General features: G+C 41.8%; 13 protein-coding genes. 7 read left to right on the forward strand and 6 right to left on the reverse strand.

From position 1 onward, the window contains the following. Positions 1-415 precede the first annotated feature (415 nt). The 4 genes from DEM91_RS06955 to DEM91_RS06970 all read right to left on the reverse strand — a co-directional run bounded on the left by DEM91_RS06955 (position 416) and on the right by DEM91_RS06970 (position 8,061). Positions 416-2,203: an LTA synthase family protein gene (locus DEM91_RS06955; protein WP_249858410.1), complete on the reverse strand. Its 1,788-nt coding sequence runs from the start codon at positions 2,201-2,203 to the stop codon at positions 416-418. An 85-nt stretch (positions 2,204-2,288) separates the two neighbouring features. Further along, the gene (locus DEM91_RS06960; RefSeq protein WP_249858411.1) at positions 2,289-3,950 is read right to left on the reverse strand and encodes a putative transporter; all 1,662 of its coding nucleotides are present in this window, start codon (positions 3,948-3,950) and stop codon (positions 2,289-2,291) included. A 225-nt stretch (positions 3,951-4,175) separates the two neighbouring features. Continuing rightward, positions 4,176-5,822, reverse strand: a complete 1,647-nt coding sequence (locus tag DEM91_RS06965) for a hypothetical protein (RefSeq protein WP_249858412.1) — start codon at positions 5,820-5,822, stop codon at positions 4,176-4,178. A gap of 118 nt (positions 5,823-5,940) precedes the next feature. Then, entirely contained in the window at positions 5,941-8,061 is a 2,121-nt protein-coding gene (locus tag DEM91_RS06970; protein ID WP_249858413.1) for a TonB-dependent receptor, read from the reverse strand. A 1,419-nt stretch (positions 8,062-9,480) separates the two neighbouring features. Between DEM91_RS06970 and DEM91_RS06975 the strand changes: the two genes are divergently transcribed. Continuing rightward, positions 9,481-11,166, forward strand: a complete 1,686-nt coding sequence (locus DEM91_RS06975; protein ID WP_195253092.1) for a hypothetical protein — start codon at positions 9,481-9,483, stop codon at positions 11,164-11,166. Positions 11,167-11,182: 16 nt separating this feature from the next. Further along, a complete protein-coding gene (locus DEM91_RS06980; RefSeq protein WP_249858414.1) occupies positions 11,183-11,593 on the forward strand; it encodes a hypothetical protein in 411 nt (136 codons plus the stop codon). 265 nt (positions 11,594-11,858) lie between these two features. On the opposite strand, the gene DEM91_RS06985 is transcribed toward DEM91_RS06980, so the two are convergent. After that, entirely contained in the window at positions 11,859-13,160 is a 1,302-nt protein-coding gene (locus DEM91_RS06985) for a histidine-type phosphatase (RefSeq protein WP_249858415.1), read from the reverse strand. A gap of 231 nt (positions 13,161-13,391) precedes the next feature. Here DEM91_RS06985 and DEM91_RS06990 point away from each other — a divergent pair, with 231 nt between their 5' ends. The 5 genes from DEM91_RS06990 to DEM91_RS07010 all read left to right on the forward strand — a co-directional run bounded on the left by DEM91_RS06990 (position 13,392) and on the right by DEM91_RS07010 (position 18,773). Next, positions 13,392-14,030, forward strand: coding sequence for a hypothetical protein (locus DEM91_RS06990; protein WP_249858416.1), 639 nt, complete (start codon positions 13,392-13,394; stop codon positions 14,028-14,030). 182 nt (positions 14,031-14,212) lie between these two features. After that, a complete protein-coding gene (gene rpoN / locus DEM91_RS06995; RefSeq protein ID WP_028900852.1) occupies positions 14,213-15,706 on the forward strand; it encodes an RNA polymerase factor sigma-54 in 1,494 nt (497 codons plus the stop codon). An 80-nt stretch (positions 15,707-15,786) separates the two neighbouring features. Then, complete coding sequence (locus DEM91_RS07000; protein ID WP_249858417.1) at positions 15,787-16,407, forward strand: phosphatase PAP2 family protein; 621 nt, start codon at positions 15,787-15,789, stop codon at positions 16,405-16,407. Positions 16,408-16,431: 24 nt separating this feature from the next. Further along, entirely contained in the window at positions 16,432-16,941 is a 510-nt protein-coding gene (purE, locus tag DEM91_RS07005; RefSeq protein WP_028900851.1) for a 5-(carboxyamino)imidazole ribonucleotide mutase, read from the forward strand. 14 nt (positions 16,942-16,955) lie between these two features. Further along, on the forward strand, positions 16,956-18,773 hold the full coding sequence (locus tag DEM91_RS07010) for a 4-hydroxy-3-methylbut-2-en-1-yl diphosphate synthase (RefSeq protein WP_249858418.1): 1,818 nt from the start codon (positions 16,956-16,958) through the stop codon (positions 18,771-18,773). Positions 18,774-18,922: 149 nt separating this feature from the next. On the opposite strand, the gene DEM91_RS07015 is transcribed toward DEM91_RS07010, so the two are convergent. Beyond that, positions 18,923-20,551 carry a beta-N-acetylhexosaminidase gene (locus tag DEM91_RS07015; protein WP_249858419.1) on the reverse strand — a complete coding sequence of 543 codons (1,629 nt, stop codon included), beginning with the start codon at positions 20,549-20,551 and terminating at the stop codon, positions 18,923-18,925. Between the last annotated feature and the right edge of the window lie 99 nt (positions 20,552-20,650).

The following is a 20,650-nucleotide window of genomic DNA, read 5'->3' on the forward strand; positions in this document are numbered from 1 at the left end:
TCTAGTTAAACAAACGAAGAAATAAAGTTATATAAACTTAAATATCAGAGAGTTATACATTATTCAGTAAACACTAAATAAAGAAAACAGACTGTTTTGGAAGACAAAATAAACTATTTTGCCCCACAAAACAGTCTGTTTTTCGTTGCTACTCTCTCCAGTTAATGATTATAATTCGTGCGCACAACCATGAAAATCTGCGCTATTTGCGGAATTTACATGTACAATTTCTCGCATGAATTGCTTCTCTTCAAAAATAGGTTCGCATGCATTATTTTCTAAAAAATGCGCTCGCAAATGACGCATATAACGCAGATGACGTGCCTTCATACTCTATGTGATACAGAGATGAAGGCACATCGCTTTTATTTGAACAACGTACAAAAGAGATTAAACACCACAGAGAGGGCAACGATTACTTGTTTTGCGGGAAGAAAGTAGCGCAGATATGCTGTAAATATGCTTGAGCTGCCTTGAGATGAGCCGCCTTTGCGTTTCCTTGACTGACGGCCACCCACTTACGGTTGATATCATACGTCACCAGATTCGCTTCATCCAATAAGCCTAACGTATGAGGCGCCGTGAAGAATGCAAAATGAGGTGAGTTAGGATTGAACATGTCTTTACTGTATTGGAACATCTGATGCGATAATCCCAACTGACCACATAAGGTGGCAACCAAATCGGTTTGTGAACCGTAGATATCAATGTTTCCAGGACCTTTGAGCGCACCCCCGAGGAATAATAAAGGTATATGATAGCGATGTGTGGACAGAGGATTGCTCTCTGTTGGGTTGCCACCCACATGAGAAGATGTAATGACAACCAACATCTCCTTCCACTGAGGCAATTGCTTGAGCTCGGTAATAAATTGTCCTACACAACTATCCGTGTAAGCATAACGATTGAGCTTCTTGTTGGTTAAGCGTTGGGACGGAATAACAGCCGACTCATCCAAATGAGCGGTTTGTATCACCTTCAACCAAGGCTTTACACCTTTGTCCTGTCGTAGGTTGTCAAGGAAATAACGGAACAGATGCTGGTCGTAAACTCCACCTTTTTTCGTACATTGTTGCTTGTCAAACTGTGCCTTAGTGGTGACAGATTGAAAACCAAGGGCACTTAAATACGCTTCCTTTTGCTGTATATTCGCTGCTCCTCCATCAAGGAAGGCAGAAGTATATCCTTGTTTGTGCAGTTCACGAATCAACGAAGGAGCGTGTTGTCCGCCTTCATCATGACTCACAGCTATTGCAGGTGTGCTGGTAAGCAAGGCAGAGATACCTTCGTTAGATGTCGTTCCACTGGCATAAAACTGTCGGAACAGCATGCCCTCGGAAGACAGTTGATCCAACTGTGGCATTACGTCTTGCATTCCACCCAACGAACTCATGAGCTGAGAATCGATACCATCTAATACCAACAGTAAGATATTCGGACGTGCAGTATTTAAGATCCAAAACTTGGGCGCATGGTATTGTTGATGAATCACATCAGGGTCGAGCATTCTTTGTGCCAACTTATTCGCCTCATCCGCATCCATAAAGCGATAAGATGGAATGCTGCTTGGCTGTTCTTCGCACGGAGCAATGGTTGGTGTAGAGCCAAACATACAGCGCAAGGGGTTAAGAGAGGCTTGATACAGTTGTGGGTGGTTTTGAAAATCATCCTGCCGATTTGTTGTCAAGGAATCATGAGATGCCAATTGTCGGACGGGAAGAATTAAAACACCTATCAGCAACACAAAAAGAAGAGTGAAAAAAGGTTTGTTGAGTGGTAACAGTTTTTTCTCAAATCGGTCGTTCCGTAGCATGGGATAAAACAAAGCATAGACAAAAATAGCCATGAGAACAATGCCCACGCCACCGCCTAAAATTGCCCATGCATTCATGTCGGAGAACATCGATTGAGGCGAGTGAAGGAAAGCCAGCCATTGAGAAGCACCCAAATGTCCACCTACCGAACGGAAGAAAGCCAAATCCGTGATATAGACCACTGCGATGAGTAAAGAGATGAAGACAAAATAAAACTTTGCCAAACGACGCCATATCCGGTTTCGTGACCAAATGGTGATGAGTAAAAGGATAGCAGGTATGAGTGTAAGAGCAGCAGCCACGGATAAATCTTGCATCAACCCATGCCAAGAAACCTGCCACCAATCGCGCCATGTCATTTCCCTAAACAGGAGCCAATGATATAGCATGAAAACAAGTTTTTGTACCAAAAATAAAAGTACAAACAAGAAATAGGTCAAAAACAAATACTTAAAACGTGTGCGCATATCGGTGTCAGACAAAAAACATGATTAAAACTTGTGCAATGATGACACGGATGAACATCCCAATGGGATAAACAGTGGCATAACTAATACTGGGAGTATCGCCATCAATCGTATCATTCGCATAAGCCAAAGCCATAGGATTCGCCATCGCCCCACAGAGAATACCGCAAATAGTGCCGTAATCGAACTTCTTAGAACGCAGTGCGAACAAGCCGATGATAAGCACAGGTACTAATGTGAGGACGAAGCCCACGCCAACCCACAACAAGCCTTCTGGTCGAATAACCGTATCGAGAAAATTCTTTCCCGCATCCAAACCTAAACAAGCCAAATACATCGCAAGTCCCATGCGTCGCAACATGAGGGATGCCGAACGTGTGGTATAGGAAATAAAATGCATGTGCGGTCCCAATGCACCTACCAAAATACCCATGATAATGGGACCTCCTGCTATTCCTAATCGAATGGGAGAATCCATGCCTGGCAATGAAATAGGAATGCTTCCTAACATCAGACCTAAAATCATACCAAAGAAGATGCTGCCGACATTAGGCTCGTTGAGGGTTTTTACCGAGTTTCCCAAAAAGCGTTCTGCATTCTCTACAGCCTTTGGTTCGCCCACTACAGTGAGTCGGTCACCATATTGCAGACGCAAATCGTTCGTTGCCAACAACTTTACATCACCACGAATGACACGACTAACATTCACTCCATACGTCTCTCGGAGATGAATTCTACCCAATCGCTTGCCATTGAGTACAGGACGAGTGAGAACGATGACACGCGATTCGACATTAGAATCGATATAATTCCAATCTATCTTTTCTTGATTCCAATCGCGCTCAACCCTTTTTCCAAACAAGATTTCTAAGCCAGAGACAGCCGCAGGAGTAGTTACTACTAATAAACTATCTCCTGTGTGTAAGTCTGTATTGACCATAGGAACGATGACCTCTCCTTGTCGCCATAAACGAGAAACAATGAATTTGAGTGGTGTATTTATGGCTAATTGCCCTATCGTCTTCCCTTCAATAGCAGGATTGATGATTAAAAACTGGCAAACAAACGTTTGATCGTCATCTATCGGTAACTTTGGTTCTAAGTCATCGGGCTTCACAAACAATTTACGCATCAGTAAAATAGCCAAGATGACGCCCACAACACCCAATGGATAAGTCACTGCCGTAGCCAATGCAATGCTATCCGATGGGTGTCCTAAATGTCCTAAAGCCTGTTGGGCAGCACCTAAAGCAGGCGTGTTGGTCGTGGCACCACAAAGCAATCCCACCATATTGGATAGAGAAATGCCGGTTAGCGGACATAATGCAACCGCCATGAGTGTTCCAAGAAAGATGACTCCTAAGCCCCATAAGTTAAAGGTAGTACCCTCATGTCGAAAGGCACCAAAGAAGTTTGGTCCCACATATAGCCCTAAGGTATAAACGAAGAGTACTAATCCGAACGTCTCTATATAGTCAAGAGTTGCGGTATCGATAGATAATCCAATATTTCCAGCAACAATACCGACAAAGAATACAAATGAAACGCCCAACGAAATACCCTTAAACTTGAACTTGCTCAATGCCGTACCCACTGCAATAATCAAAGAGACAATGACTACCGTTTGTACTGATGAATGAATAGTAAAAAGGCCGTTTATCCAATCCACAGTGATAAATATTGTGATACAATCTATTATATAGCTATCGTATCTATTAAAAACCAGTTTATTTAATAAGAGCAAAGGTACGTGAAATATAAGAACTTACAAAATAAATGATACGATTTATTTATCTGTAACCACGACCCTTTCATTAAAAAAGGTCGTTTGCTGGCAAAAACAATCATCAGTTTTTGTTCAACAACGAATGAAATTTGCTTCAGTTACCATTGTTCAAAACCAGAAACCTTTACCGTCATGAACAGGAACATCAGCCATATTCCAATAAAACTCTGCCAAAGCGGTTTTAATATCCTTGATACCAAAAGCCTTCATGAGCGACAGTACCGTCCTTTGATCATGCTCGGAAAGGTCTTTCAACTGGGTACTCTCCACCAATTTAGGATTCTCCCAAACCGCAAGATCCAAGCCTTTTTCATTCCAGTCCATATACACGTTGACGGGAATCTGTATGGCTGGCATCCATACCTCTTTTGCTTCTTGCTGTGAAGAGGGCGCATAAAAAGGAGAAGGCTTGACTCCTACCCGTTTTGATTGGTGCGCTCGCATGAGTCGAATGTTAAGTGTGAATTGCTTACGGCTACGCAAAAAAGTAAAAAATCCTTTTAACCCTATCGGGTTGTTGTCGTCCAAGAACGTAGCATTGTCAAAGTGTACAGTCTTATCCCAAGGCTTTGTGTCGCAGTAAGTGTATTGGAAGAAATCGGCATGGTTGCCATCCGACTTCTCTTCTACACCACCATACGAAGGTTTCACGTTGCTCACGGTGAAGAAATGCTGATAGTGCTGATCCTCTCCTCCATTTACTATCTGCCCCGTTATATCCTCATGTTTATCGTTGAAGTAGCGCAAAGAGAAAGCATATCGCACAAATTTATCAGCATTTCCCATCACATTAACCGACGTGGGATTATCCTTGTCTGCCACCCATTGATTGTTTTCCAACGTATATTTCAACCTATACGACTTGCCCAGACATTGATTATTCTTTGAATATCCGTTTTGATGGAACGTCTTTTCGCCATGCAAATGTCCCTCATACACCTCTATTTCCACCGTTTTGGGTTGAAACAGTGACGCATCGAGGGGTTTCACGTCCCCTTGAGCCACTTGTCCGTCAACGTCAAAGGGCAGCGACACTGTAATATCCCACTGTCCAGTAGAGGTGAGAATCGCAGCAGGAAGATAGAAAGGTGACAACCGATTGTCCTTATCATATTTGCTCTGAGCCGCATGCAGCAAGTCGACTGACAGGTTGAACGCCTCACTTGGATGCAAAATCTGTAACAACCCGTCAAATCCAACGGGGTTGGTAGCCCCCATGTCTACCCCATTGTATTGGTCCACATAGCAATAATCGTAGGGCAATTGGCTCTTATCTGCCACGCGAGCCTTGCCTGTCTTGCCCAACACCGTAGTGGTTTTGTACAGCGAAAAGAAGTGCTGGTGTATCTTATCTTGTCCCAAATCGAAGAACTGGTGGTTGATTTTCTCCCCCTTGCTGTTATAATACTCAATGGACAAGTGGTACACCACCGCTGGATTCTCCTTGACGCTCTTCACTTGAAAGTGCTTGAGCACACTGCTAACGTGCCACCCTTCTTTGGGTGTTATTTCCCAAACAATTTGTTGTGCCGGCGTTGTTGATGGGGTAAAATCTGCCAACACCAACTGCTGGTTAAACGATTTGTTTCCCTTGATGGATCCCTCTTGCAAGGTAAACACGGCCTTCACCGGGTCTTCGTGCAACTTGTTTTTAGTTTCATCCACTGCCTCTTCGGGTTTACACGATGTCACTACGAATACCAACAACGTACAGAGGTATGCGAAAACGGTTGAAAATATGGTCTTTGTTCTCATTGTTTTTTTATTTTGATTATGTTTGTTTTTTATAAAATGATGAATGCTGTTATCGTTATTGATGAACTCGTTAACTATTAACTTGTCAACTTGTTCACTTGTCTACTCGTCAACTACCTCAATTAAACTTCCAACGAAGGGTACAACGAATGTCCCTCCCAAGGTCATGGGCGTAATAACGACTTCGATTGGTGTATTCCTTATATAATTGATTCAACACATTGGTTCCTTCAAAAAACAAGGATAGTTGTTGATGATGAGGCATTTTCCAGGTAACGCCACAGTTAAAGCCCACCAAATGGTATGCCGCAGGCGTATCGTCTGTTAGATCGGTAGCCGCATTAAACCTGCGTTGCTTTGCCACATAGCGATGTTCAATGCCCACAGAAGGCTGCCAAGCCCCACTGACGGCAGGCTTCCACGACAGTTGTTGCGTGAACTTAAACGACGGAATGTACGGCAAATATGCCTTGGTTCGTTGCTCGTTTGCCCATATCCATGAACCATACACTCTATAATCGAGCGTCTGTAACGGATAAAGATGCACGTCCACATCTACCCCACGAAACAAGGCATTGGTTTGAACATACTGAAACACAGGGTATGCCCCAGACACCACGACGATGTTCTCATGTGTAGGATAATCATAAATGTAATGATTGATCCACTGCACATATCCATCCACCCGAGCTTGCACCCATGTGTTGCCATAGCTGAGTGACGTCACCCACTTGTAACTCTGCTCTGAACGGAGCGTGGAATCGCCACGCACAAACATGCCGGAGCTTAGCTCGTTGCCATTACTAAACAGTTCGTAAACGTGTGGTGCGCGCCATGCCATGCCAAAATTGGTAGCCAATGTCAACAGATTTCCTAAATGTTGATGACCTCCTAACGTGAAAGTAACATTCTCAAAGTGCCTGCTTCCCCCATATCGATGTCCGGTCCAATCGTAACCATCGGCACGAGTGAGCTGGTAATCAAACCTTGTTCCGCCCTCTACACCCCATGTATCGCCCAAATATTTGCGCAACGCATAAGCACCAAGGGTGGTCTCTGTATAGTTGGGTATTACAGGTACAACGCCCGTTCCGCGCTCATTACTGTTTTTCATGAGCATGCCTTGCGCCCCCCACTCTGTCTTCCAACGGTCAGACAGCTTACTCCAATGCCATTGTGATTGCAGTGATTGCAAGAAAAGACTAACCGAAGGGATGTCCGAATGGTTCATGCGACGGATGCGATTTTCACGCCTGTCATCGGCTTGATAGGTGGTTTGCCAACTGCATTTCACGCGCCTACTGGGCTGATAATACACATTGACAAAGGCAGTATGGTGCGCCACGCGCTGAAAAGGATAATCTATTTGATAGGTAAAAGGCGTAAACTCTACCGGTTGCCCTATCCTGATGCGCTCTTGCAACAGCTGCTCGTTACCCATTTGCGCACTACGCATCACTCCCATTTTCTGCCAAAACAAGCTGTACCCCGTTTCTACGCGCCATTGGTTGTACTGGTATCCCAGCGAAAAAGCGGCGTTGCGTTGTCGCATGCCCGTGTTGTTGAGCAGATAAGCCGCCGTACTTCGGTCGCCCGACTGTTCAAAAGTGCCTTGCAAGCTCCACGCTATTTGGCGATTAAAAGGCATCGTTCCCTGCATGTATCCTACCGTTCCCATCTGCCGCCCGTTGCTTCCATAGTAGCCCATCACGTCGGCTTGCAGACCTTTCGAGCCATAGGGTAAGGGTTTGGCGTTCATCAAAATGATACCACCCAATGCTTCTGCACCGTATCTCACCGACTCAGAGCCTTTCACTACCACCACATCGTTATAAGCATTCTTATCTATTTCGGGTGCATGGTCGATACCCCATTGCTGACCAGTAAGCCTTGCTCCCCTACTCACTACCAATATTCGGTTGCCATACATGCCATGTATCACAGGTTTTGCCACACTCGCACCCGTTTGAAGCATACTCACCCCACTGACATTCTCTAACATCGACGCCAAAGACTTACCTGCCGCACGAGCAATGTCATCGTGAGTAAGCGTGGTACTGATACTATTGGGCGTTACTAATTGTCGTTTACTCTTCACCACTACTTCGCCCAAAGTAATGGTATCTTTTAGATGTTGGCGAGGTATGTGTTCTATATCCTGCGCATTCACCAACGTACTATTGCTCATCACCATACTCAACAATAGGATGATAAGCCATAATTTTTCCTTTTTATTCATTTGTATAATTTCTCCTTTTCATTCAATAGGCTTCGCCTCAGCCATTCAATCATGATTGAATTGCCTTCAGTTTGCCCTATTTTTACATAAAAGATACTTCGCCTTAGCAATTTCAGGCAAGCCTGATTGCGTTCGGCTCGTAATCTTTTTTAATAAAATAGGGGTATGAATATCATCATTCTACAGACAAAAGAATGTTCTTTCATCTGAAGTATGAATTATAAATTATGAATGATGAATTAAAAAAGGGGGCGAATGTGCATTTATCTCAATAGGCTGACGATAAACGATTTGTTCCGCAAAAAGAGGTTGAAGTACATGCTTAACAAGCAACACAGGCTGCCAAACAAACAGTTTGGGCATGCTCATCTTGCACAGATCAAAGTTACAAATGTAACAATATGACTGTACAGAAGCATGATGTTGCTCAATTTTATCAAAATGTGGAACTGGTGAGTTGTGCGCATGAAAGTCTTTGACAAAGAGAGCTAAGATGAAGGTCAGCACCATCATCCACGCCATCAATATTCGTTTGAATTTACTTGTTGTCATCCGCACTCACAAGAGCCTATGTTATCTAAAAAGCAAAAGTAGACAAAAAAATGGCTACCATGACGTGTTGTCACCATTTAATACCTATTTTTTGATTATCTTAACAGACTACTTCGTATATTACATCTTCGTTAATACTAATTCACCCAATAGGTTGATGCAACGAAAAAACGCCATATATTAGAATAGGGGACACGTTGCAAAGAAGGTTTATTAATGCTGAATTATCTTTACAAAGTACCTCTCATAACTCGCGTATTTGCAACCAACTTCAAAGTTGTTCGCAAATACGCGAGTTATGAGCAATGTTTGTAAGTTGTTGTTATTCATTATGTTACATTTGTATCATCTCTTTTCTTTCGTATTTTTACCGCTCTTTTGCAATTGAAGCATTGAGATAAGCCTGCAATTTGCATGCTTTAATACGGTTATTACATGTGAATAACACCTCTAAAGCGTGTTTCCAAGAGCGTAAAATCAACGATTCAGCTTGAAAAGGCGTTTATTTTGTGAAAATCAGCCCATTTTTGTTGTGCGTTTGCCTATTAAATTTTTCTATTTTGAAGATTTTGGATGACCGTTTTTTGGTAAAATAATAGGACAAAAGTAACAGATTCCTTATTAAAAATAAACACAAGTGCAGCTCTTACTGAGAGAGTAATTGTTATTACAATAAATGAAAGGTACGTGAGGTAAACAATGCAATTAGATTTGTTATAGAAACAAAAGGACGAAGATTGTTTTTCACGATAAGCAATCTCTCTTAAATGAAAGAGCCATAAATGAAAATTAAAATAGTTTCCATAAAAAAATAATGTTTCAAAAAAATGTTTACCTTTGCAAGCGTTTTTTATTTTCAAAAGCATTATGAATAAATTTTTAGTATCATGCACTACAGCTTTAACCATCTTAGTTAGTGCTTGTCAAAAAGAATACATAATAGATGACAACTTAAAAATCCAAAACAAAATCACGAATCAATGTCAATTTACTAAGGAAAGTGCAGAACAGCTTTTTGCACAAACCCTTTCAAGAGCCACCTATGCAGAACCGCAATTACGTGCATTCTTAAAGAAAGTTGCACTTGAATTGAATGATAATGATTATAACATTTTCTATCCATTAACAAAGAACCGAAAGGTAGCAGACGGAAAAACTTTTGCAGAAATTTTACAAAAATACACCAACAATAACAACGAACTTGCACAGATAGAAATATCAGCACCTCTCCTAAACATTTTTATCCCAGATTTGTCTCTGTTTGACGATAGTTTATCTGTAAATCACTTAAATATCCAAGATAATAATATACCAATATATTACAAGGGTAAGTTCTATATTAATGGCTGTATCACAGATTCTGTCTCAAAGGAAACACGTGGTATGTTTCCCTTGTTTCATACCTTTGTAGTAGGTGAGAGTCATAGAATGAAATTAAAAGATGGAATAACTCGTGCTACAGGTAAAGCAAGTTATACTTTTGTAGATGATGGCTACAATCCAACTAAAACCCATACATATGAGCTTTTGACACGCAGCAGATCATACAGTTATTATGATATGTATGAAAATTATGAAGAAAAATTTGATGCGTCTAAAAATATGATTGATACCAAATATCTCCCTCAAGAGACCTTAGAGGCATTCAGAAAAGTAGGTTGTGGAAATGGTGTTCTTAGAACAAAAATGGTTTATCAACTAAATCATCTCGATGATTTTAATACTCAAAAACGCAATTTGGATATTTCGGTTAAAGATGCGGTATTCAGAATGAAACTTAATCCAAACCATTACTACTGGTTGAGTCGTCACAAGGAACAAGAAGTGGCTCCTGGTGCTTACTTGAGTCCTTATGTCAAGAATGAAGAATATTATGATGCTGGTGGTGATCCTGATTATGATTTTGTTTTTAAGCGCTTATGGACCGAAGGACATTTTACATTCCACATTACTGTTATAACTGGAACAAGCAAGAATGTTATAGCACTCTCTATCAGTCCAAAGGATTTGTTTACGGCAACTATACATGTGCGTAGAAAGCATAAAACTGCATTTAGAAGACTCCACTCATGGTATAGTATTGATGTTAAGCAATTGCGTTCAAAATGGGTTTACCCACAAGATATAGGTACAGATCTTCGTTTTGAATCGTGGAATCCATTTGATCAAACACTACAACGCTCTATCTATGTCTCCGTATTAGGAACAAATGCTAAGAATGTAAATGAGAAACGTAAAGATGAGTCGTATATGACTCGGTTAAAAGCAGGAGTAGAAGGCTCGGTTACCATCCCAATCTCTAAAGATGGAAAAGGAAATCCTTCTATCAACCTCTCATCAGATTGGGAAAAGCAAAATACGGTACAACTCACAGAACGTGTACAAATAGATGTTGCAGACAATGAAATACTAACAGGTAATCGCAGCTATCATTTCTTCAGTCCAAGTCCAATTGAACGCATTGAAGGTAATAAAGCCTATCTTACAACAGAGCTTTTCGGTTGTTTCGATATGTGTATTATTCCTGTAAAACGTAGTTTAACTAATCGATAATATAAATTTGACAACAATGAAGTTAATTTTATCCAAAATGCAGAAACCGTGTGTTATTGTATTATTTTTACTTGTCATATCAATTTCTTTTAGTTCGTGTGCCGAAGACGACGACTTTGTTACACCAAATGTAGAAAATACAATTTGGCGTATGGTAGATAATTATTTAACAAATGGCAACACATACATTACTCAAATAACTTTTCGTGACGGCTATGCTACCTATGTTTTTATAAACAGACATACTGGGGTGGTAGACACTTACAATGACATAATAGCACATGGACGATATTATTATGACAGACATGCTGGAGGCTTTTTAATTATTGATGAAAAGACAGGCTTGCCGTACAAAGGGGTTGGAACTTTTCGCTATGAAAATGGTTTGATCATGAGTGGTTCTACGACTTATGTTCTTTATAAATAAGAATACAGGAAATGTTCAAAAAAAGAATAGCAACTTATAAATACCAATACAATTGGATAAAGAGCATCATAGATTTTTATAATAATGATAATTATACCGATACTTTAATCACTGGCAAAGGATTCCAATTCAAGCATGGCATATTAACAACAGATGCGGGAAATTACTATCCGAATAAATAATTTATTTCATTACATAAAAAACTGTCTGCAATAAAACTTAGCAGACAGGTTTTTATATGTTGGGTGAAAGGTTCCTTGGATAACTATTTATGACAACCACGCACTTGGAAATTGTCTATTTTAGCTAAGTAAAACGCCTTGAAGTCTTGCCAATGATAATACGGAGCAATAGCAGAAGGAAGAGGCAGGGTGGCTTCGTTCTCATTCAGAAGTACTTTGACAAGGATGTCGTGTGGACGCTTTTGCGAACGATAGAATACGAATTGCAGGTTGCAAGCCATAGGGAAAATACGATAATCTAACCAATTTTCATCGTCTAACAGTTCCAAGTCTTCTACTTCCTTGTCGTAGCCATCAATGCCTAACAAGCATACCAAAGGCATTACCATGGTATCGTGGCCATAACGAAGCGTTGCGCCTGGGTGAGAGAGTGCCACACAACTATCTGCCTCGATAATGATGCGGCGCAGCAACAACCGCTGAGAATAGGGCTGAACAGCGCCATTGAGAGGCGACGGACCGTAATTGATGTACCACCAAGCATTGGTTTTGAGCCAAGCGTCATACAACTCATCGTGAGTAAAGAGAGGGAGTAATGAAATCTGATGACGCAGTTCGGTGCTCTGAACATTGCAAGCAAGGTTGTAAAGCTGATAGTTGAAGTCGGTTGCATTCACGCTATCTCGCCAATATAACTCGTCATTAAAAATTCTATTCATCACCCCAACATGGTTATCATGCTTGCGTGCAAAGGCATCATAAATATCCTTCACCTTGCCAGGCATTTTGTTTTTATACAAAGCCGTGTCGCCATATACCAAATAGGACATATCATGTTCACTCGCATCATGCGTAATTTGCAGTTGTGGATTGATGCGTATGAGTTGATGTAACGCATTCTCCATCGACAAGATACATCGCACAACAGTGCTACTCTTTGCGTCTACATGCGTTTTTCCACGAAAAACTTCTGGAAAACGCTCGTACATTCGCTGTGCAATTTGTTGGTGTTGCTCGGCTCCACGCAAGGTTAGCTCACCCAATCTTCCCTTTGCTTCGTTACAAATCATGCTTACTTTGCGCAACACCTCTTTGCCTGTGGGGGTCAATTTTCCCAAACTGTCGGCATGCTGCAACGTATGAAGCGGACTGCTATAGTCGGTTGGTTCGATAAGATAACGCGAACCGTGTCGCCCATAATGACTTATATAAAAAGGAACATAACCCTTTGGTGCTGGTGTCAACTTAGCTTGTAACGGTCCCGGATAAGCATAATAGCCATTGGCAGCCAATAATGGGTTTTGTAATATCTCTGTCTTTGAACGCTGGCCATACACAACCGTGTAGCTAACAGCCAGTAAAAGGAGGATAAAATATTTCTTCATCGTCTTAGTCTTTGAGTCTATACCACTTACAAAAGTAGTGTTTTTAACGAGAAAAGCAAACCAGTTTTCTTATTTTCATCAGCGATGATTGGTAAAAAACCAAAACATTTGCTTTACGTTTTGCAAAAGAAATAGTATCTTTGCCTAACTAACAATGCCCTAACAAACCAAAGATGAGAGTTTGTTGGGGGGATTGCAGAACGACAAGTCAACTACTATCAAACCTTTTTTATGCATTACTTATGGTCTGACGATTATTGGTTGCTCCTGATGCAACTTTACCTAAAGAAGCCAATAGGCATAAAACCCTTGTACTCACGTGCCATGGTAGATCTTAGCTTAGCACTTCATATCCCCCCACAGACATTGTATGAGCAGATGTTCAAACTGCGACGATTGGACACACCTCGCTTGGAAAAGCTTTGGAAAGAATATGCTACACATCCCAACAAATTGACTCGTGATGTAAAAATCTTGAAGAAGATGCACGGATTTGGGCAAGCTGAGACCTTTTATGATGGAGTAGAAATCAACGAATCGTTCGAGCAAGACTTTCAACCACTGAAAGAGGATGAAGAGTTAATGCCCATCATGCTCATTATCATCCTCGACTTGTATTTTCGCCTCATTCCTATGACCATGGTAAGCGACACGCCTGAGATTATTAAACTGGCAAAACAGATGCGTCTCAAACCTCAAAAAGTGGTAGAAGTTATGGAAGTATTCCAGTTTTGTGACCCCTATCTGAATAGCGAAAATTTACTCATACATCCACTATTGGCTCCTTGTCAAGAGATTTGGCAACGATATGGCAACACGAATCCCGAACAGTTAGCTGCTTTAGCCAGTCAATTGAAAGACTACTTCTAAAGACAGTCGACAACGACAAGAATAGAGCCATTGGCAGGAAGAGACGAAAGAGAGGGCGGCACCTCTTAAATAAAAACCAAAAACAAATGGTTTATAGCAAATTCTTTTGTATTTTTGCATGGACATAAAACGCCTCTTTCATTCTTGAAAAAGAATACATTTAAGAATCGCTAATAAGCATTATGGCTCAAAAACTCATACAGACACAGAAGCAAACTCAACAACAAGTGCAACGCCTCTCGCAACAACAAATGCTACAGGTGAAGCTCTTGGAGATGCCGTTGACTGAACTGGAAGAGAGCGTAAATGCTGAATTGGATGATAATCCCGCATTAGAGAAATCGGAATACGAAGATACTCCTGCCCATGACCATGAGCATGAAGAAGAACAAGAGGAAAACTTTGAACAGAAAACTGAAAGAGAAGAGCGAGAAGACGCATTGGACAAAGCGCTGGAAAATATTGGCAGAGACGATGAAATGCCAGAAACTTACACTGGATACCATACCAACAACAATGCAGAATACGAAGAGATAGTGTATGGAGACGCCACCTCTTTCTACGATAAGTTGAAAGAACAGATGGGTATGGAGCATCTGACAGACGAGCAACAATATGTCATGGAATATCTTATTGGCTCGCTTGATGATGACGGATATTTAAGAAAAGAGATAGATACGATTAGTGACGAACTGGCAATTTACCATAACATTGACGTATCTACAAAGCAGATAGAAAACGTGTTATCCATACTTCAAAGCTTTGATCCAGCTGGCATTGGTGCTCGTTCGTTACAAGAATGTCTCTTGTTACAAATAAAAAGACGCCCTGACGACAAACTCAAAGAAATCTTATGGCAAGTCATTGCAAACCATTTTGAAGCCTTTACCAAAAAACATTGGGACAAGATTCAAAGCAACATGGGATTAACAGACTTGCAAATAGAAGCTGTTCAAGAGGAAATTCTAAAACTAAATCCCAAGCCAGGGGCGTCGCTGGGCGAGACATTAGGTAGGAACGTTCAGCAAATAACACCCGACTTCATTGTTGAAGTAAATGATGACGATTCTATATCTTTTACCCTTAATCAGGGAAACATTCCCGAATTGACCATCTCTCCCATGTTTTCTGATATGGTAGATACGTACAGAACCAACAAGGGGAACATGAATCGACAAGAGAAAGAAGCACTCCTGTACGCCAAACAGAAGGTGGACAAAGCACAAGGATATATAGAAGCTATCAAGCAACGTCGACATACTCTCTACATAACAATGAGAGCCATTATCAATTGGCAACGGGCTTTTTTCTTAGATGGCGATGAGACTGACTTGAAACCGATGATTCTAAAAGACATAGCCGACCAAACAGGATTGGATATTTCGACCATCTCGCGCGTCAGTAACTTGAAATATGCGCAAACAAAGTGGGGCACTTTTCCGCTAAAATTCTTCTTTACCGATGGCTATATCACCGAAGAAGGCGAAGAACTCTCCACTCGAAAAATCAAATTAGCATTGAAAGAAGTCATTGAACACGAAGACAAACGCAAGCCGATGAGTGATGAATCGTTAGCCAAAGAAATGAAAAAACGAGGATATCCCGTAGCACGGCGCACAATAGCGAAGTATAGAGAACAGTTGGGCATATCTGTTGCTCGCCTTAGAAAAGAATAAATGCAGCCTTGCATGCTTAACACAAAGCAACAAGTCATGATAGATACGATTCGTCAAACAATGATGACGAATGATAAAAAATGAAAGAAAAAAACATTATCTTAACTGCTCGTGTGATGAGTATCGTCTTCACACCGTTCTATCTACCCATCTTAGGACTGATAGCTCTATTCTTCATGAGTTATCTGAGCAACTTAGTACCTTGGTATTACAAGCTAACCGTCATCATGATGGTGTACCTTTTTACAGTTCTTCTTCCCACACTTCTCATTCATCTCTATCGTAAATATCAAGGCTGGACACTCATTGAATTAGGCGTAAAAGAGAGACGAATGGTTCCCTACATTATTTCAATCGTGTGCTACTTCGTGTGTTATTACATCATGAACTTGTATCACATTCCACATTTCATCAGTAGTATCCTCGTTACTGCCCTCGCCATTCAAATTATCTGTGCGTTGATCAACGTCTGGTGGAAGATATCTACACACTCAGCAGCTATCGGTGGTGTTACAGGAGCATTGCTCGCATTTGCTTTGATGTTCCAGTTTAATCCCATTTGGTGGCTATGTTTATCGTTATTGGTGGCAGGATTGGTAGGTACCAGTCGTATAATTTTAAGGCAACACAGCCTGTCTCAAGTCATCATTGGCTTTATGGTTGGCCTCGTAGCTGCCTTCTATATTATTTTAGCAATATAAGAAACACATTAAAACCCTAAAAATATGAAACCATTAGTGAGCATTATCATGGGTAGCACAAGTGACCTACCCGTTATGGAAAAAGCCTGTAAATTCCTCAATGACTTGAAAATACCATTCGAAGTCAATGCGTTATCGGCTCATCGAACACCTGCTGCCGTTGAAACATTTGCCAAAGAAGCCGCAGGTAGAGGCATTAAAGTTATCATTGCTGCTGCAGGAATGGCAGCAGCCTTACCAGGTGTGATTGCTGCCAACACTACATTACCCGTCATTGGTGTACCTATCAAGGGGATGTTAGACGGTTTAGACGCCATGCTCAGCATCATTCAGATGCCTCCAGGCATCCCAGTAGCAACGGTAGGTGTAAATGGAGCCATGAATGCAGCTATCCTTGCCGTCGAGATGTTGGCACTCTCAGATGAAGCCATTGCACAAAAGATGAAAGAACACAAGGCTGGCTTAGGCGCAAAGATACAGAAAGCAAATGCCGATTTGTCTGCTATCAAGGACTACGAGTTCAAGACTAATTAAGGAAATATGCTAACATGATAGATCTTTTTAATTACCATCGTCGTGAGTCCTCTGTTGTACACGTGGGCAATATCACGATTGGTGGAGATAGTCCGATACGCATCCAGTCGATGACTACCACGGACACAAATGATACGGAGGCTTGCGTTGAGCAAGCCGAACGCATCATACAAGCAGGTGGCGAGTTGGTTCGACTCACTACACAAGGCAGAAGAGAGGCAGAAAACTTGAAGAACATTCATGCTGCATTACGAGCAAAGGGGCATCATACACCATTGGTAGCCGATGTTCACTTTAATGCTAACGTGGCTGATGTGGCAGCTGAATACACCGAGAAAGTGCGTATTAACCCGGGCAACTATGTAGATCCTGCCAGAAAGTTTATTCAAATAGCCTATACTGACGAGGAATATGCACAGGAACTCAAAAAGATTGAAGACCGTTTTGTGCCTTTCCTCAACATTTGCAAAGCCAATCATACCGCCATTCGCATTGGTGTAAACCACGGTTCGCTATCCGACAGAATACGTAACCGATACGGTGATACGCCCGAAGGCTTTGTAGAAAGTTGCATGGAGTTTTTGCGCATCTGCAAAAAAGAGCAATTTGAGAATGTTGTCATCTCTATCAAATCCAGCAATACCATTGTCATGGTTCAGTCGGTACGCTTATTGGTCGATGCCATGGACAAAGAAGACATGCACTATCCTTTGCACCTTGGGGTGACGGAAGCTGGCGAAGGCGAAGACGGACGCATCAAGAGTGCAGTCGGCATTGGTGCCTTATTGGCAGATGGCATCGGAGATACGATTCGTGTATCGCTTTCCGAAGAACCCGAATGCGAGATACCTGTAGCAAAACACATCGTCAATTACATTACCAAACGTGCAGGACATCTCTTGATTCCTGCAGAACAAAACAAGAATTTCAATTACTTGCATCCTACACGGCGCAAGACACGTGCTGTTGGCAACATCGGTGGAAACAACAAGCCCATTGTCATTGCCTCGAATGAGGGAGTTAAAGCCGATTATATTTACACGGGACCAAAGGTTCCTGCCAACCGTCAAAACCACAAATACATTGTCGATTACAGCGAATATCATAGCGAGAAACATACCTACCCCATTTTTCCAGCCATGGCAATGCCCTTTATCGGCAGCATGAGGTCGGACATCAAGTTCTTAGTCTTACAGTATGGAACGCCAGTAGAAGAGTATGTAGCATGCTTAAAGGCACATCCAGAGGTTGTTGTAGTATGTGTGAGCAATCACCAGAACCGCTTAGGAGAGCAACGTGCCTTGCTTCACGAAATCATGAACAACGGTGTTGACAACCCTGTTGTCATTGCCCAAATGTATCGACACGATGAAAAGAACGCTTTTCAACTTGATGCTGCGGTCGACATGGGTGCCTTGATGGTCGACGGATTTGTGGATGGTATATGGCTCATGAATGATGGACAATTACCCCATAGCGTGTTAGAAGAGACGGCATTCAATATTTTGCAAGCCGGACGGTTGCGTATGAGCAAGACCGAATACATCAGTTGTCCGGGCTGCGGACGTACGTTGTACGATTTGCAAGATACCATTGCACAAATCAAAGATGCCACAAAAGACATGAAAGGGCTCAAAATTGGAATTATGGGCTGTATCGTCAATGGTCCCGGAGAAATGGCGGATGCCGACTACGGTTATGTAGGAGCAGGTCCGGGAAAGGTATCTCTCTACAGAAAACAAACGTGTGTCAAGAAAAACATACCTACCGAAGAGGCTGTAGAGCAGTTATTAAAGCTCATCCATGACGACCAGAAAAAGGGAAACTCATGAACATCTGATATCAGTTGAATAGCACTATTCAGCGCAGCGCAAAGAGAGAAGCCATTTGTGTACAGATGAAGATACATTGATTTGTATTGCTCACCTACACAAATGGCTTTTTATGTGATTCCTTCACAGAGGATTTCGCTCCTGATGGTTTACCACCTATTCCTATTAAAATGATACCTTTCGGGCCATAGGTGCAAGGCGTAGATGTAACCCTCGTGGTCGTAAACCTTTGCCAAGCGATATAAACGTTTTACGAAGGCTTGGTAATTCTTTTGAGATACGGGCATCCACTGCACCTCTGCCATAGCTGCCATGCGTGGCAAAAGCATGTATTCTGCCTGTTGGGTATAAGGAATGTATTCTGTCCACAAATTGGCTTGTGCACCAATAATATGCTGCTTGGCTTTCGCCGATAATGAATCGGGGGCTGGATCAAAGCTATAAACCTTCTCCACAGGTAGACACCCACCCCATGCCATGGGTTCGTTGCGTGTCTGATCGGTTTGATAATAATCAAAATAAGCAAACTCCGTCGGTGACATAATCACATCATGCCCATCGGCTGATGCCTTGTTACCATTAGAAACACCACGCCAACTCATAATGGTTGCACTGGGATTGATGTCTCCTTCCAAAATTTCATCCCATCCTATGATAATTTTTCCTTTGCTATTAAGATATTTCTCCATGCGTTTGGTAAAATAGGCTTGCAGTTGGTGCGTATTGATACCTTCGCGTTTGGCTAACGCTTGACATTTTGGACATACTTTCCAGTAATCGCGTGGCGTTTCATCTCCGCCAATGTGGAACTCTTTCGCTGGGAAAATTGGTACCAGCTCGTCGATGATATCCTCTAAAAATGGATATATTTTCTCATTCCCCAAGCATAGTACATCTAAATAAACACCCCATCCAAAGCCAACCTCATATGGACCACCTGTACACCCTAATTCTGGAAAAGTGGCGAGTGCTGCCATCATGTGACCAGGCATATCAATCTCTGGAATTACCTTAATATGGCGCTGGCGTGCATATTCTACAATTTCGCGCGCCTCTTCCTGTGTATAATAGCCACCATAAGGCGTACCATCATCCAAATCAGAGTCGCGACCTATCACTGTTCGCTGGCGAACAGAACCTATTTTAGTCAGTTCAGGATATTTCTTGATTTCTATGCGCCAACCTTGATCGTCCGTTAAATGCCAATGAAAAGTATTCATGTTGTGCAATGCCAACAGGTCGATGAATTTCTTTACAAACGAAACGGGGAAGAAATGCCGCGCACAATCGAGCATCATACCACGATAACCAAAGCGGGGTTCATCATCAATCTCAACGGCTGGAAAAACAATATTATCTTGATGAATCTCTTCTGCCAATGACTTTCGGAGTGTCTGAATACCATAAAACACTCCCTTAGGAGTCTTACCAGTCACACGAATGGACTTGTTAGAGACGGAAATGTGATAAGCCTCATCTCCTTTCAATTTATTATCGATCGCAAGGACGATGCAACCGTTCTTTGCACGTCTGTCATTGGTTACCGATACTTCTTTGTTGGTCATAGATTTGAAGTACTGTGCAAGGAACTGGGCATTGCGTTGCATCGCTTCGTCTGCACCAGCATACACAATGAGTGTACCATCAGTAAGGCTGAAACCTTGTCCCTTTACCAACTTAATGGATTGTGGAAGAGGTACCACTTCATAATTGGCAATACCTGCATACGACTGTAAAAATAGAGTAGTTAGCAGCATGATGCATAAAATTCGTTTCATCGTTAACAACAATCTTTTTAGGTTTTAATAAATAGAAAAATGGGGTTTTTAATCCATATACTGGCAAAGTTACGCTTTTTTATTGGATTGGTGCCATTT

It is taken from the genome of Prevotella sp. TCVGH (assembly GCF_023522295.1).
GTDB lineage: Bacteria > Bacteroidota > Bacteroidia > Bacteroidales > Bacteroidaceae > Prevotella > Prevotella timonensis.